Source organism: Selenomonas sp. WCT3 (assembly GCA_900100835.1).
GTDB classification, from domain to species: domain Bacteria; phylum Bacillota; class Negativicutes; order Selenomonadales; family Selenomonadaceae; genus Selenomonas_A; species Selenomonas_A ruminantium_E.
Genome location: FNCM01000009.1, coordinates 99,236 through 115,518, shown reverse-complemented (window position 1 = coordinate 115,518; position 16,283 = coordinate 99,236). Strand labels below are relative to the sequence as shown.

At 53.2% G+C, this 16,283-nt stretch carries 13 protein-coding genes and 1 riboswitch; all 13 genes read right to left on the bottom strand.

Going from position 1 to position 16,283, the window contains the following annotated elements:
* Positions 1-292: 292 nt before the first annotated feature.
* The 13 genes from BLQ36_RS09360 to BLQ36_RS09300 all read right to left on the bottom strand — a co-directional run bounded on the left by BLQ36_RS09360 (position 293) and on the right by BLQ36_RS09300 (position 16,236).
* Positions 293-892 carry a zinc ribbon domain-containing protein gene (locus tag BLQ36_RS09360; protein WP_074515341.1) on the bottom strand — a complete coding sequence of 200 codons (600 nt, stop codon included), beginning with the start codon at positions 890-892 and terminating at the stop codon, positions 293-295.
* A 162-nt stretch (positions 893-1,054) separates the two neighbouring features.
* Positions 1,055-2,626 (bottom strand): HAMP domain-containing methyl-accepting chemotaxis protein, encoded by a 1,572-nt coding sequence (locus BLQ36_RS09355; RefSeq protein ID WP_318260960.1) that lies wholly within the window; start codon positions 2,624-2,626, stop codon positions 1,055-1,057.
* A 148-nt stretch (positions 2,627-2,774) separates the two neighbouring features.
* Entirely contained in the window at positions 2,775-3,506 is a 732-nt protein-coding gene (locus tag BLQ36_RS09350; protein WP_074515339.1) for a formate dehydrogenase subunit gamma, read from the bottom strand.
* Between the two features lies 1 nt (position 3,507).
* On the bottom strand, positions 3,508-4,293 hold the full coding sequence (locus BLQ36_RS09345; protein ID WP_074515338.1) for a 4Fe-4S dicluster domain-containing protein: 786 nt from the start codon (positions 4,291-4,293) through the stop codon (positions 3,508-3,510).
* Between the two features lie 35 nt (positions 4,294-4,328).
* Entirely contained in the window at positions 4,329-5,189 is an 861-nt protein-coding gene (locus BLQ36_RS09340; protein ID WP_074515337.1) for a formate dehydrogenase accessory protein FdhE, read from the bottom strand.
* A gap of 22 nt (positions 5,190-5,211) precedes the next feature.
* The gene (gene fdnG, locus BLQ36_RS09335) at positions 5,212-8,229 is read right to left on the bottom strand and encodes a formate dehydrogenase-N subunit alpha (protein WP_074515336.1); all 3,018 of its coding nucleotides are present in this window, start codon (positions 8,227-8,229) and stop codon (positions 5,212-5,214) included.
* A 149-nt stretch (positions 8,230-8,378) separates the two neighbouring features.
* On the bottom strand, positions 8,379-9,206 hold the full coding sequence (gene fdhD, locus BLQ36_RS09330; protein WP_074515335.1) for a formate dehydrogenase accessory sulfurtransferase FdhD: 828 nt from the start codon (positions 9,204-9,206) through the stop codon (positions 8,379-8,381).
* Positions 9,207-9,467: 261 nt separating this feature from the next.
* On the bottom strand, positions 9,468-10,574 hold the full coding sequence (mobB, locus tag BLQ36_RS09325) for a molybdopterin-guanine dinucleotide biosynthesis protein B (protein ID WP_074515334.1): 1,107 nt from the start codon (positions 10,572-10,574) through the stop codon (positions 9,468-9,470).
* A gap of 1 nt (position 10,575) precedes the next feature.
* Positions 10,576-11,508, bottom strand: coding sequence for an MOSC domain-containing protein (locus tag BLQ36_RS09320; RefSeq protein WP_074515333.1), 933 nt, complete (start codon positions 11,506-11,508; stop codon positions 10,576-10,578).
* Positions 11,509-11,510: 2 nt separating this feature from the next.
* The gene (moaA, locus tag BLQ36_RS09315) at positions 11,511-12,500 is read right to left on the bottom strand and encodes a GTP 3',8-cyclase MoaA (RefSeq protein ID WP_074515332.1); all 990 of its coding nucleotides are present in this window, start codon (positions 12,498-12,500) and stop codon (positions 11,511-11,513) included.
* 45 nt (positions 12,501-12,545) lie between these two features.
* The gene (gene glp, locus BLQ36_RS09310; RefSeq protein ID WP_074515331.1) at positions 12,546-13,745 is read right to left on the bottom strand and encodes a gephyrin-like molybdotransferase Glp; all 1,200 of its coding nucleotides are present in this window, start codon (positions 13,743-13,745) and stop codon (positions 12,546-12,548) included.
* Between the two features lie 12 nt (positions 13,746-13,757).
* Complete coding sequence (locus tag BLQ36_RS09305) at positions 13,758-14,789, bottom strand: molybdopterin-binding protein (RefSeq protein ID WP_074515330.1); 1,032 nt, start codon at positions 14,787-14,789, stop codon at positions 13,758-13,760.
* Between the two features lie 85 nt (positions 14,790-14,874).
* Positions 14,875-14,996: riboswitch (molybdenum cofactor riboswitch) on the bottom strand.
* Between the two features lie 76 nt (positions 14,997-15,072).
* The gene (locus BLQ36_RS09300; RefSeq protein WP_074515329.1) at positions 15,073-16,236 is read right to left on the bottom strand and encodes a DNA polymerase IV; all 1,164 of its coding nucleotides are present in this window, start codon (positions 16,234-16,236) and stop codon (positions 15,073-15,075) included.
* Positions 16,237-16,283 lie beyond the last annotated feature (47 nt).

Here is a 16,283-nt window from a genome sequence, read left to right as displayed (position 1 = left end):
TCAGCCGCCGCTAGGGGCAGTGCCATAAACGAAGCGTTTGATGTTTTTCGTGAAGAACGAAATTTTTATCCTCACCGTTCGTCGAAAAATTGCTACCGTTCAAGCGAAGCGCGTTTTGCAACTTTTTCGATGCTTAATTACGGATAAAAATTTCGTTTAGAAAAACATCTCCCGCGTAGTGTTGGCACTACCCCTAGCGGCGGCGAAGAGTTGCTTCGAATGAGATTCGTGTAACCTACAAACTGCAATTTCACAGTTCCTTTTATGAATAGTTGATATCCTGAAAAATTTTTTAACTTATCCGATAGTCTTGAAAGGATTTGATGGTTCCGGTCTCAATTCCGTGAATGAGTTCCCCGATTACCCGCGGGTCGGAATAGTCGAGCGGCAGGAAGCAGTCAGCAGCCTGATTGTAATAGTTGCGGACATCATTTTCGACTTCGAAGATGTCCTCCGCAATCCGAGCTTTTCTGGCCTCATAGATACGGCCGGAACGAATGTAGCCCACGCTGGTAATGCTTCCCCAAAGGACGAAGAAGAACGACAGGGCGACATGGGGCAGCAGACCAGCTCCGTAGAGCATCAGATAAAGAGCAAAGGTCACCAGGAAACCACCCAGCGCCCAGTGAAGCAGTGATGGTTCCTGCCATTTCAGCTGCATGAGCCACAAATCTTCCATAACGGCATATTTTCCACGGATTGCCAGAAAATAATCTTTGAGTCGCTGCAATTCCGTCAGCAGTTTTTCCTTGTCATCGGGAACTTCTGCTAATGCCTTGAGTTCTACTTTCTTGTGCTTTGTCCCTTCCATTCCGGAGGCTACAGACTCCCCACAGAAAGGGCAGCTCATCCGTCCTTCTTCCAATACACTTCCACATTTTCTGCAAATCATCGTTCTTCCTCCTTTCTGTCGTCTTGGCGTTGCATGTTGCAATTGTTTCTAGAAAAACCAACGATTTGAATGGTACTTTATTGGTATCTTATACTATTCGCCACAAAATCGAAATCCCCTGCTTTCGCAGGGGATTTTTTTACATTTATCCTGATTTTTCTGTTATTTGGTCCGGAATTTGTTCACACTATCCTTAAGCGAATCGGAAAAATTCGAAAGCTCCGTACTCGATGCGGCACACTCCTCCGATACTGCGGAATTGTCCGTGACAACCCCTAAAATATCACGCGATAAGCTGTTTACCTGTTCCATCATCTTCTGTTGTTCAAGGCTCTGCTGCCTGAGCTGTTCAATAACCTTGTTGACGGCCTCCGTATTTTCCGTGATTCCCGACAAGGAATCAGCCGCTATCCCTACGACCTCCGTACCACTTTCAATCGCCCCCAGAGCCTTGTTGATAAGCGTCTGGATATTCTGGGTGCTGAGCGCGGACTGCTCGGCCAGCTTGCGGACTTCCTCGGCAACGACAGCAAAGCCACGGCCAGCATCACCAGCTCGAGCTGCTTCGATTGAGGCATTGAGCGATAACAGGGAGGTCTGCCCCGTGATTTCATCCAACGTGCCAAGAATCGATCGAATTTCCTCCGAGGCCACACTGATATCACGCATCGCAGCCACCACATTATCCATCTGCTGACGGCTCATCTCAATGCTTTCATTCGTCAAGCGGCTCGACTCGCGCGCCGCCTCCACAAAGGATTCGACCTTGGCATTTTCAGCCATCGTCTCATGAATCTTATTCTGAAGGTCTTGGACACTTTCATTTTGTGACATAGCGCCTTCGGCCAGGCTCTGCGATACTTTCGACACTTCTCCAGAGCTTACCGCTACCTGCTCGGCCATATCCCCCATACTCTGCATCTCCGCACAGAGGGTCTGCCGGATATGGTTGATGTTACGCTGGATCGGCTCATAGTCGCCGATATACTTCATATCCGTCGTGCTCACCAAATCACCGGCAGCCATTGTATTGAGATTCTTATCGATATCTTGCACATAGCCGAGAATCGCCGTGCGCATCGTATTCAGCAACTCATAAAGCGCCCCGATTTCATCGTGGCGCGGATAGCTGAATTGCTGCGTCATATGTCCATGCGCCAGCTTGTTGACACTTCCCTCCAATGCCGACAAGGGGTCGACCACCCGTTCCTGGAAGGTATAATAAACCCGGCGCAGCACCAGGCCAACCGCAGCAATGAAGCCTGCCAGCAACACATACAACAGTACTGCCATCACATCGACCAGCGTTTGTGCCGCTTCAACCATTTCATTGGTTTTAGCAAAATACGTTTCACTTACCTCAAGCAGATGCGCGGAATTTTTCGTCTGCTCATACTCAGCAATGGCTGTTTTCACTTCCCCTTGCCAATAGTTTTCCACTGCATCGCGCTTAGCGGGAAAACTGCCCAAATGCACCCGGCTGCCGAGATCTTTAAGCAGCCCCTCGATTTTCTGCGTGGTCTGGCTGGCATCCGCTCCGGCCAGCACCTGTTTGACGATGCGCTGCGAACCGCCGCGCACCACACCAGCATCGTTTACCACCGCAACATAACTCGTGAACAGATAGAGGCTTATCCCCACGATAACTACCACACCGACGACGATGGCAAATACTTGTGCCAGCAGCCGCTGAATCAAATACGCAATTGTCTCCTGCTGATTCACCGTTCTCACTCTCCCTTTATCCCATAATATACCTATTATAAGTATAACAAAAAAATTCTCACACAGCTGTGATAAAAATCACACCGTGTGAGAATTTTCTCATTTCATTTGCTGATTTTCTTATGGATTGCCTCGTTTTATCTGGCTACAGCTCTCCTTAAAGTTTTCCCTCGACAGCCAATTCTTTCCTCGTTTCATCGTCCTGATTTGCTGCCTCGGCAATTTCTGCCGCTGTGACTTTTCCTTCAGCCACCAGTTCATCCACCCATTTGCCATGATGTTTGGCAGCATAGCTGGCCTTAACTGTACCATCACACATGCCCTGCAGGGAATCGGGGTTGATGCCCACAGCCAGGTAGATATGACCAATAGCTGCGGCCAAGCCGAAGCCAGCGCAGATGCTGTGGAGCGGAATCATCCAGGTGCGGATAGCCGGACTGATGAGACCATCGCCAAACCAGAGCACAGCCCCCGAGATGACCAGCAGTCCCCAGATGACAGCCTGCAGCAGGATGTTCATCTTCTCGCCGCCGTTGTAGAAGGTCTGCGGCGGAATGCCTTCGGGTTCCTTGCCGATGAGTTCAGCCGGGAACTTCTGGTTGAAGACGATATCATCGCGGCCAAAGCTAATGACTTCTTTGACCAAACGGCGAATGCCGTCATGGGCCGTTACCAGACCGACAATCGGGTTCAAGATGAAGATTACGGCAAAGACGCGATGGGCATACTGCAGCGTCACCGAACCAAACATGTCGTAAAGGAAATGGAAGGTATCGGCATAAAGGGGCAGTGCCGTCAAAAACAGCATGAAGAAGCAGACAGCATTGATCCAATGGAAATAGACAAAGCCCATCTTGTGACGCTTGATGTATTTCTTGTTTACGAGCATCTTATTTCTCCTCCTTCTTGCTGGCCATCCCTTTGAGTGCAGCCATGCCAAGCACGCCCACCAGCGCACCGGCACCAGCGATCTTGCCGATTGGCCGTACGATATCCTTCCAGAGATCGATGGAATCCGGCGTCTGCGGATTTTCCGGCAGGTCATAGACCGACGGTTTCTCCGGCAGTACATAGAGCATATGGATGCCGCCTACTCCCTGCGGGTTATAGACATTGGCATCTTTGTAACCTTCCTCTTTGAGGATGGCCACGCGCTTTTCGGCGCGCTTGAGCATTTCTTCTTTCGTGCCAAAGCGGATGGCATCTGCCGTGCAGGTCTTCGAGCAGGCCGGCTCCATGCCTTCTGCAATGCGGTCAAAGCAGAGGTCGCATTTCGTCGACTTGTTCTTCTCCCGATCAACCTTCGGAACGCTGAACGGGCAGTTGTGGGTGCAATAGCCGCAGCCCACGCATTTATCCTCATCAATGACCACAGCACCATTTTCCAGTTTCGTGATGGCTTCTTCCGGGCAGCCTTTGGCGCAGGCCGGGTCAGCGCAGTGCATGCATTGGCGCTTGAAGAAATCCCAGTGGAATTTCCCTTCCGAATCCACGCGCTCATTCATCTGGATAAGGTTCCAAGTCGTCGGGGTCAGCTCTTTATGGGACTGATACTGTCCTTCAAAGGGCGTTGACATATCGGCCGGCAGGTCGTGCCACTGCTTGCAGGCGACCATGCAGGCACGGCAGGCGCTGCAGCGTGCCACATCATGCAGCATAGCGATTTCTTGTGCCATTATAGTTCTCCTTTCGTACTCGCAAATACACAGCTTTACGCATTAGCGAGCATTACGCTTCCTTTTTTCTGGAGACTTTTCTCCTCACCGAGAAAATCAAGATGAATTGTCGCCCAATCCCGCAAATAAATCTCCTCTTCGCCTTCCTCATTATAAGTCTTGAGGTAGGCATGGCATTTGTCGCAGACATCAATCCGCATAGCAGATTCGCCCTCAGGCTCAAGGATATGCATTTCCTTGAGATCGTCGTTGCCGCAGTAGACACAGCCAAGGCGGGCATAAGGCCATACCGTATGGCAGCCATCGCAGGCGAGCACGCGGGCGCGGCCCTCCTGCTCCTTGCGCAGCTGCGCGAGAACTGGCTGGCGTCCGCAGACCGGGCAGTAATTGCGTTTCCAGCCGATCCCCTGCCAAAAAACAGGGTCTTTGACCTCGGCGGGAACCAAAGCCTCGACAATCTGCCAGCCCAGTGTACGCACCAGTGCCTCGTTGAGCTTGTTATCTGCCGCAAAGCTCTGGATTTCTGCATCTTCCTGCCGCAATAAATAGTCGAAGAACTGCTGGATTTCCGTAAGCTCAGCTTCTGCCATCCAGCTCTGCCAAGCCTTGATGGCGGTCTTCATCATCTCTGGTGCTTCGAGATCCTTGAGGGATTCGAGGCAATCCCCCAGCGATACTGCGGCCACCTTAACCATGGTGCGCTGGAGCTTAGGCTGCTGCAAAAGGGGCATGCCGTCTTTGACGAGATTTACAATGTCATCCTTTTCGGGAAAGGAAACCGGCGAGACTGCACCTGTAAGGATTTTCTCCATAGCAAGCTGCAAGTTGGCCGTTTCCGCAAGGAAAGGGTGTTTTTTCAGATATTCATCCATGGGTGATTTCTTGGCGGTTTTCATAAAAGTCTCCTATATAAACAGATTATGCTTTCACGATGTTAACCAGGCAGGCCTTGAACTCCTGCTCCTGAGTATTCGGGTCAAGGGCATCGATGGTCAGGTAGTTGGTGCTCGGACCTTTAGCCAGTCCCTTGAAGCCCCAGCTGTACGGCATCCAGACCATATGCGTCTCGTCGCCATTAATCATAAGGGGCTGCGCGCGTTTCGTAACCATGGCTTTTACTACCACGGCACCGCGGGCTGAACTTACTTTTACCTTGTCGCCCTCTTTGATGCTGAGCTTTTTCGCCAGCTGCTCACTGATTTCCACAAAGGGTTCCTTGACCAGCTCGTTGAGCCATGGAATGTTGCGGGTAATCGTACCGGAGCACCAGTGCTCAGCAATGCCCGAACTCGTGAGCACGTACGGGAATTTATCCTTCGTGCCCAGGGGCTGTTTTTCCGGAACGCGCGGATACTTGACGCAGGGGTTGAACTGTGCCAATTCATTCGTATGCAGGGCATTGTGGGTCGGGCTTTCGACCGGCTCGTAGAATTCCGGCATGGGGCCGTCCACCGGCGTCGAGGACGCATCGCGGGTCGTGCCATCGGGGTTCTTGTCCTTATACGTTGCGGCAAAGAGGCGGCCAATGCCTTCGCCGTTCATACGGAAGGGTTTCTGGCCGTCCGGCGTATCCGGGCCAGCCGTGCGGTTGCCAACGTCCGGTACATCGTAGCCGGTCCATTTGCCAGCTGCCGCATCCCACCAGACCAGCGGATGCTCTTTATCCTTCGGCGTACCGTCCGGGTTGCAGGAAGCGCGGTTGTAGAGGATATGGATGTTATCCGGCCATACCCAGCCATACTGCGGGAAAATACCGAAATCGCCCGGGTCCTCCTGGCCGCGGCGTTTCGTGCGGTTGCCCTCGCGGCTGATGTAACCAGCGTAAATCCACATGCCCGAAGCCGTCTCACCATTGTCCTTGAGTTCGCCGATACCGTTGACCAGCTCACCCGTAGCCACGTTGTAGCCACTGATTTCCTTCATGACGTCTTCAATGTAGTTTTCCTGGGAATAATTCCAAGACATGTATTGGATCGGCTCGTCCTTTTTCTCCGTGGAATCTTTGTAGAGTTCGCGGATGCGTTTCCAAAGCATGTCGTTGATCAGGTAATCCGGCTTGGATTCGCCCACCGGTTTCGGTCCCTGCATACGCCACTGAATCAGGCGCATGGAGTTCGTGATCGTGCCTTCGCGCTCGAGATACGAGCAAGCCGGCAGGAAGATGACCTCAGTCTGGATTTCGCTGGGGTTGTCCCCCGGACGATTCCAGAACTCCGCCGTCTCGTTGACGAAGACATCCTGTACGATAAGGGAATCCATCTTGGCAAGACCATCATGAACCATGGTAAGGTTCGCATTGGTCATCTGGGGATTCTGGCCGCAAAGATAGAGGGCATGCATCGTGCCCTTCCAGGCATCCTCGAAAATCGCATAAATGGAATCGGGATGATTGCCGTTGCGGATAGCACCATAGTCAAAGCCATAGCCGTTCTCCGGCGTAGCATGCTCACCGAACCAAGCCTTTGTCATATTGACATACCACTTGCGGCGGAAGGTACCATAGGCCTCAGTCCAGGACTTGAGGTCCGGCGTCTTGTGGGTCGGATGAACCAGATAGCCCGGCTGCATGTTGAACTCGATACCAAAGTCCGTGGATGCCTGAACGTTTGGCTGTCCGCGCATAGCGATGATACCGGCGCCGGGGATACCCACGTTGCCTTTGAGCAGCTGCATAATCGTAAAGCAGCGGATATTCTGTACGCCCACCGTATGCTGGGTCATGCCGAGAGCATACATGATGATGGCCGGTTTGTCGTTTTCAATCCAGATGGAAGCGGCGCGCTTAGCATCCTCGGCCTTCATGCCCGTGATGTTTTCCACCATCTCGAGGGTGTAACGGCTGTAGAATTCCTTGAGCCGCGACATAACCGTATTGGGCGCAAAGAGGTCATTAGCCTTCTGGGGTTTGCCATCGGCACCGAGGGCATAGCCCCAGGTCTCCATATTGGTATAGGCTTTTTTCTCTGGATCATAACCTGAGAACAGACCATCGTCAAATTTGAAGTCATCGCGCAGCAGGCAGGCACCGTTGGTGTTCTGCAGGACGTACTCCTTGTTGAATTTTCCGGATTCCAGCATTTCATGGATGATGTAACCCATGAAGACGATATCCGTGCCCGGACGTACCTGGAAGAAATCGTCGGCAATCTTCGACGTACGCGTGAAGCGCGTATCCACATGGACGATTTTCGAGCCGTTCTTCTCACGGGCAGCCATGACATTCTTGAGGCCCATCGGGTGGCACTCGGCCAGGTTCGATCCCTCAATCCAGATGAGGTGCGTGTTCTTGATATCCGCCCAGGGATTCGTCATGGCACCACGGCCAAAGGCAGCGCCCAAAGCCGGCGGCGTATTCGCGTGGCAGACACGGGTCTGGTTGTCGATATAAACAACGCCGAGAGCCCGGGCCATCTTGATATTCTGATAGCATTCCTCGTTGTTAATCTGGGAACCGCCGATAAAGGCCAGACCATCGGTACGGCGAACCTCATAGGTCTTGCCATCGATTTCTTCGGTCTGTTTCCAGCCTTTCTCACGGGCATTCTTCATGGCATGAGCGGCCTTGTCGATAGCTTCTTCCCAGCTGATTTCCTCCCAGTGGTCACTGCCCGGTGCACGGTACAGCGGCTTTTGCGGACGCTCCTTTGAGTTCGGGATATGGCCATAGCCCAGTCCCTTACTGCAAAGAGCGCCGCGGTTGATCGGACTGTCAACGGCACCTTCGAGCTGGACGAGTTTATCGTCCTTCACGTAGCCGATGACGCCACAACCACAAGCGCAGAAGTGGCAAATCGAGGTAAACTCCCGTGCCCCCTTGAGCTTGAATTCTTTTGCGGCAGCCTTGACCTTCGGCATGTCGAGTCCCAGACTGGCCATAGCCAGGCCAATCCCGCTGAGACCTGTGGCTTTCAAGAAGTCACGTCTGCTCAAATTCATCAAAACTTCCTCCTTTAGTCTCCTAAAACCATTTCTAGTATATATAAAATCATCCACATCCCATAAAATTCTTCTATCCTTTATAGTGCAAAGCTATGAAAAATCCATATGTGATATTTATGATTCTATGCAAAAATAATATTGCGATTTTACGCTTCTTTTTCTACCCGGTCATCATCCGCGACGATTATCCGCTCAGGATTCGTGTAAATACAGAAGCTGCCTGGGCGCATCCGCGCCACCAAGGTAATCCCCAATTTCTTTGCCAGTCGCAGCGACAGCGTGGTCGGCACCGACTTTGCAGCCACCGCGCCAATGCCCATGCGGCCAAGCTTTAGCATCATCTCCGAGGAACAGCGGCCGCTGAAGATGATGATCTTATCCGTAAGGTCAATCCCCTGCCGCAACGACCAGCCGTAGAGCTTGTCAAAGACGTTGTGACGGCCGATATCCTCGCGGAACACGAGAATACGGCGCTGCCGCTGGTCGTAGAGGATGCCGCTGTGCACGCCATTGGTCTTCTCGTGAGTAGCCGCCAACTCCGACAGCAATTTGTCCGCGCAAGCCAGGATATCCTGGGCCACAAACTGCACCGCCCGGGGCCGAGCAAAGATGCGCTCAGGGGCGCAGTCTAGAATCTCACGGGCCGAATAGTAACGCGGATCCTCGGCGGCATGGGCCGCCCACTGCTGAGCATCCGCCGTCGTCTCCACCCGGGCGGTAAAGGCCTTCTCGTCGATGCTGAGGCCTACGATATCGTCATTTGTACGGATTTTCCCCAGCTGGGCCAATACACCTGTCACTAGGTCTTCCAGATCCCCTGGCGAACAAAAGGAGGTCGTAAGCCTTGCCCCGTTGAGATAGATGTCCAGATAGCGCTCGATGGATGTATACTTGTGGTCCTCGACAATCTGTCCCTGCTGCGCATCGTAGCGCGTCACAGGGAAATCAATAAGCTCTGTCTCTCTTGGCTGCATGGCAAACGCCTCCTAATCGGAATCTCAAATTTCCTTCCGGCAACAGTTTATCTTTTCATCCTGTTTTCTGCGACGATTTTTATCACAACAAGAAGAATTCCGCTGCCACAAGTGCCATGGTAACAAAGATTTTGTCCATTGGCAAACGACAAAAAAACCGGCCAAAGGCCGGTTATAAATAAAAATAATCTTATCATTATTGTTTTTTGTGTCATTTGTCCCACGGCAAAATTCAAGCTGATGAAAAATCTGACAAATCCCTTAAAAGTCTTTTCCCATAAGGAATTTCACCAGTTTTTCCGCCTGGGCAATATCCTCGATATCGTAACAATGTACCTGCACTGGCCCCCCATCAGGCAGACTGCCGCCAGCAAACAGGGCAGCCGTATCCTCCCGAAGGCAGGGGCTTCCCAATCCACGCCAGAGAGACAGTTCTGGCATTGTTCCATGGTTGCGGCTCTCAATCAGCACCAAATCCACATTCTCCAGCCGCGACGCCATCGACACCAGTGAAGCCCTTTTTCCGGTCTGCTGTTGGATAAAGTACCCTGTTGGCGATACTACGGCCACCGCATCGGCACCGGCCTTGGAAAAACGCCAACTGTCCTTGCCCTCTACATCCATTTGATAGCCATGGCAATCTCCCTTGACGACACCAACGCGGATTCCCGCTGCCCGCAAACGCGGAATCAGCCGCTCAATAAATGTCGTCTTGCCAGTATTGGACACTGGCGCGGAAACAGTAACGAGGGGAACCTCACGCCAACTGTTGGCCAGCCGGCCGCGCACCAACCGCATATCCGCCGGGGTGTTGGCATTAAAAAAACAATTGACCCGCGGAACAGCCACCAACCGATGAGGCACCCTATCGATGACTTTCCCGAGTTTCCGCTCGCCAGCTGCCAGCGCAGTGGCGAAGTCCTGCGCCAAATCCCGATGGTAGATGGCTGCCAGCGGCTGCCGGCGGCCATTGGTCTCCGCCAGCATGGCCATTAAGCCAGTTTGACCAGTCAATTCTACCAATAAAGGCTCCAAGGCAGAAAAGACAAAAAAGGGCATATCACAGGAAAGGGCCAAGCCATACTGGGTTGGCATGGCCGAAAGACCACGGCGTAAGCCCTCCATGGGACCAAGGCCTGACTGTTCATCCACCAGCAGCTCAAACTCATACTGCTTTGCCAACGCCAGCAGTTCCTCCGTCGCCTTCTCCACGCACAGATACTTGCGGGCAAATGCCTGCCGCTGCGCCTTGCGCAGCTGCCACTCCAGCATCGACGCGCCATCGTATTCAAGCCAGCGCTTATCCTGTCCCATCCGCGAACTTTTACCGCCTGCAATGAGCAGCAGGCTTAAATGCAACGTATCCATATCATTTCCTGCCACATTCCCCGGCGTCGCCGCGCAGGATTTCAATGCCATGCTGAAGTTCTGGCAGAATAAAACCTAAACACTCTTCAACGGCCTTGGCACTGCCTGGCAGGTTGACAATCAAGCTGCGGCGGCAAATTCCTGCCTGTGCGCGGCTCAGCATTGCCCGATGAGTAACCTGCATGGAAAGAGCCCGCATAGCTTCGGGGATTCCCGGTGCCAGCCGCTCACAGACAGCCAGCGTCGCCTCCGGCGTAATATCCCGGGGAGAAAAGCCAGTGCCCCCCGTCGTGACGATAAGGCCGATACCACGGGCAGCATATTCCTGCATCTTCCCTTCCAGAGCCGCCTGATCGTCAGGCAGAATGGTCATATCGGCCACGCGGTAGCCAGCTGCCTCCAGCATTTCCTTGACCTTCGGGCCGCTCTTATCCACGCGTTCGCCGCGGCTGCCTTTGTCGCTGGCGGTAATGATGGCTGCATCAAGGGGAAGTTTTTCCCCCGCTGGCACCAGCTCCAGTTCATCGCCGACCTTCACGGGGCCGCCACGCAGCACCCGGGCAAAGACGCCCTCCCGGGGCATGATGCAATCGCCAACCTGCTGGCGAATGGCACAGCCCTTATGACATTCCTTGCCAATCTGCGTGATCTCAAACCAGGCTTCACCAGCGCGCAGCCGGGTGCCCACCGGCAGTTCCTTAAACCGGAAGCCTTCGGCCACGACATTTTCGCCAAAGGAGCCAAACTTCACATCCACACCCAGCTTGCGGAAATCCTCGATTTCCTTGAGCCCTAGGAAACTGACCTGCCGATGCCATTTGCCCGCATGGGCGTCTCCCTCAATCCCCCATTCTGTCTGAAACAACACCGAATCCACCGGTACCTTTAAGGTTCCCTTTTTTTCACTTACGCAAAGCGCCTGAATCTTTCCCATTGTCAGCCTCCTACTTGAACCATGGCCCGGCTGTCCCGAGCCTCATTATGTTTATCCAAGAAAAAATGTTCCTCCGGTTTATGATAGATGGCTTGATAAATCGCCAGCCGCAAATTGTCATCGCTGATGCCACGGCGCAGCAGCTGACGGATATCCAGCCCCGACTTCGCATTGAGGCAGAGTTTCAAAAAGCCCTCGGCGGTCAGCCGTACGCGATTGCAGGAGGAACAGAATTTATGCTCCATTGCATCGATGAAGCCCACCTCTCCCTTAAAGCCTGGTAATCGGTAGTATACCGCCGGACCATTAACGGCCCCTTCTTTTATTCCCGCCGGCTTCATCGTTCCATAGGCACGCTCGATTGCCCGGCGAACCTTGTCCATGACCACGCCCTTGTATCCCACTTCATAAGCACAGCCAATGGGCATGAGCTCAATAAATCGAACTTTAACCGCATAGTCCCGGGCCAGCCCTGCCAAAGCGGGAATCTCCGCTTCATTGACTCCCTCAATCGGCACGCAGTTGAACTTAATGTTTTCCATTCCCAGCGCCCGCAGTTTTTCAACGCCCCGTTCCACCCGCTGATAGAGCGGACGGCGCGTAATCGCGGCAAACACCTCCGGCTGCAAGGTATCCAGGCTGATATTTACTCCACTAAGGCCAGCCGCCATCAGCGGCTCCGCCAATTCATCCAGCAATACCCCATTCGTCGTCAACACAACCTGCTCGATTCCCGGCACCGCCTTGACAGCCCCCACAAGATCAACGATGCCCCGGCGAACCAAAGGTTCGCCGCCGGTCAGCCGAACTTTGCGCACCCCTAGAGATGCAAAAGCCTGCACCACCCGCAGGATTTCATCAAAGGTCAGAATGTCCGCATGGTTTAGCTTTTCGATACCGCCTTCCGGCATGCAATAACGACAGCGCAAATTACAGCGGTCTGTAAGCGAAATGCGGACGTATTCAATTTTACGCTGATATTTGTCAATCATACTCTCATCCCAATTCCAAAACAATTCCTTTGAAAGTACGTGTCCTTAGAGCAAGACCACATCCACCTCAGTCCCCGGTTCCAGCGGACCGGTTCCTGCTGGAATGGCCACAAAGGCATTGCAGCCCACCACTGAGAACAGACTGCCTGACGCATGCTGTTCCGGCAGACGAACCTTGCCCTTTTCATAATAGGCCCGGATAAAGCGGCGTCCTTTACTGGCCTTTAGAAAAGCGTCTGTCAAAACGGCCTGAGTATGGCGAAGGGCAAGCTTATCGTTTCCGCTGAGCGCCACCAGCACCGGTCGGGCGATAAGCTCAAAGGTCGCATAGGCCGCAAAGGGATTTCCCGAAAGGGCAATACCAAGGGTTTTGCCAAAGGTGTAGGCAATCGCCGGCCCTCCCGGCTTCATGCAAACCCGCCAAAAGAGCCGCCTACCAATTTTACGGACAACACCGTGCATGATATCCTTCTTGCCCACCGACACGCCGCCAGTGGTCAAGAATACATCTACCTTATCCTGCCAACGCTCCAGCACTGCTGCCGCGGCGTCCACATCATCGGGCAGAATTCCCAGGACTTCCGGCTCAAAGCCCAGCTCCCGCAAGCGGCTGCTTATCATGTAGAGATTGCTGTTGTATATTTTCCCCGGCGCCAGCGGCTCCCCTGGCTGCAAGAGTTCATCCCCGGTACTGGCAATGGCAATGCGAACCTTGCGGATGACCTTGACCTTAGGAAAGCCCATGCTAGCCAAGGCCCCGAGATGGGCGGCCGTCAACTTGGTACCAGCTTTAGCCAGCAGTGTCCCCTTTTGGATGTCCTCACCAGCAAAGCAGTAATTTTCATGGGAATGCATGACAAAGGGAACTAGCAGCATGTCGCCATCGGCGGTGACAGCTTCCTGCCGCACGACACAGTCACAACCGACAGGAATTGCGCCCCCGGTCATAATGCGCACGGCTTTCCCCGCCGGCACGGACTGATCAAAATACTGGCCGGCACACTCCTCACCGATGATCTGAAACTCAGCCGGCCGGGCCTCCGTTGCCCCAGCCGTACCACTGGCCGCAAAGGTGTAGCCGTCAAGGGGTGACCGGTCAAAGGGAGGATTGTCAAAGGGCGCCCTGTAATCCTCCGCCAAGGTGCGCCCCAAGGCCTCCATCAAGGAAACTTCCTCCACCTCACGGATTTCCGGGGCCTGCTCCAACAATAGGGCCACGGCTTTTTCCAACGAAATATCCTGCATGGTAATCCCTCCTCAGTGCTGGAACCCACAAACCGGGAAATGACAAGTCTTGCAGTTCATGCAGAGACCACCGATACCAAAATGACGAATCTCCCGGCGTGTCAGCCGTTCCCCCGTCATGACCCGCGGCAATATAAGGTCAAACACCGTGCGGGCCGCATACATGACACAGCCCGGCAGCCCCATAACGGGAATGGTTCGGCCTTCATACTCCAAATAACTCAGCAGAAACATAGCGCCCGGCAGTACCGGCGCACCATAGGTGATGATATCGGCACCGGCATCGCGAATGGCCGCTGGCGTGCGATCATCGGGGTCAACGCTCATCCCTCCCGTACAGATAATCATATCCATACCCAGCGCTGCCAGCTCACGGATGGCATCCCGGGTATGCTCTGTCACATCATCCGTGATGCGGTGCTCGTCAATCTTTAAGCCAAAGGGTTTAAGCTTTCCCGCGATGACCGGCGTAAAAGTATCCTCGATGCGGCCCAGGAAAACCTCGGTGCCCGTCGTCACCACACCGACCCTGATATCTTTCTGATACGGCCGCAGGCGCAAAAGCGGCTTATCCCCAGCCACTTTTTTTACCTGTTCCATCTTGTCTTTTTTGATGACCAGCGGAATCACGCGCATACCAGCGAGCTTCTGGCCAGCCTTTACCGGCATATTCTGGGGCAAAGTGGCAATCGTCACATCGTCAAGCTCGTTGACATCGTCAAATCTTGACTCGTCAACCTGGAAGACGCCGTCAACAGTTGCCGTAAGCTCGATCTTACCCTCTTTTGGCTCCGAGGCCGTCATGTAGTCATTCTGGCAAAGCTGACGCAGAATTTCTGCCGCGTCATTTTCATGCAGGATCGTATCATCGTTTTCCCAGACATAGATGTGGTCTTTTCCCACCGACAACAGCACCGGGATATCTTCCTCCGTAATCACATGTCCCTTGCGGAATACGGCATCCTTCGTCACGCCCTTGATAATCTGCGTGATATCATGGCAGAGAATCTGTCCGACAGCATCTACGGTTTTCATTTCCTTCATACGGCCTATCTCCTATCTTGCTCTCCGATTTCCCCACAAATACAAAAAGACCACCTTCCCTTTGACAGAAAGATAGTCTTCACCTATTGCGCAAGCAAAGACCCCTTTTCAAAATGGAAGGTCCCAGCGTTTCCCCTGGGGCCCCGGCTAAATCTCATAGTCACCCAACGTGACCTTAGACATTTTCGCTCGGAGTCGGTTATTTCTGCCTCCTATTATACACGAAAAACAGAACTTGTGCTTATGATTTTTGTTACTTTTTTATGTTTATCCGCTATTATCATTATTTTCGTTTATCTTTGCAAAGCAGCTGGGCTTTCGTAATGCCACCTTCCCCAAACTTGGCCCGAATCTTATCGATAGCCGCATAAAGATTGTCCTTCTTGCCCTCGTCCTGAAACAGATTCAGTTCCCTGCCGTCATCAAAACCGGCGGTACTGACCCCCAGCAGGCGGATTCCACGAAAGAGCTTCAGTTCATGGAGAAGGTCCAGCACCGTATGATAGATTTCCTCATCATAGCAGGTTGCCTCGGAAAGGGTACGGCTTCGGGTATAGGTCTTAAACCCCGAGGACAGGCGCAATTTAAGCTGAATCGTCCGAGCCTTCTCCCCCGCCTTGCGGAGACGCCAGCCCACCTTGCAGGAAAGATCCAGCAAAACCCGTTCCGCATCTTCCCGGCACTGAAGGTCTTCGGTAAAGGTCATTTCCTTGCCAATGGACTTGGCCCGCTCCCTTGGGGCTACGATGCGATGGTCGATTCCTGCCGCCAGCTGATGAAGATGCCGCGCCATATTCTCCCCCACCTGCTGTTGCAAGCGATGGTAATCCGCCCGGTAAAGCTGGCCAATGGTCTGTATGCCGAGTTTTTCCAGCTGTTCATTCATCCGCCGGCCAACGCCCCAAATGCGCCGCACCGGCAACGGGTCAAGGACCTGCCGGATTTTATCTTCGGTAATAATCACCAGCCCATCAGGCTTTTCCAGATCTGATGCCAGCTTGGCCAGGAACTTGTTAGGCGCAATGCCAACGGAAGCCACGATTCCGGTTTTCTCCCGAATCTCCCCTTTCAACTTTCGCGCATAGCCAAGGGGCGTTCCCATGATTTTTTCCATGCCCGTAAGGTCTAAAAAGGCCTCATCAATAGATAACGGTTCAATAACAGGCGAATAGCAGTCGAAGACAGCAAAAATCTGTTGGGAAACTTCGGCATAACGAGAGTAATTGCCTTCAATAAAGATGCCCTGGGGGCAAAGCTGTTGCGCCCGCCCCATGGGCATGGCCGAATGAACCCCAAACTTCCGCGCCTCATAGGAACAAGTAGATACTACCCCGCGCCCAGCCAGACCGCCGATAATCAAGGGCTTGCCACGATATTCTTCGTGGTCTAACTGTTCCACCGAAGCAAAAAAGGCATCCATATCGACATGCATAACCAACTGCTTCATGCTGCATCCTTCCTTTCGCCGTTTTTTTCATTATATAAAAAGACTAC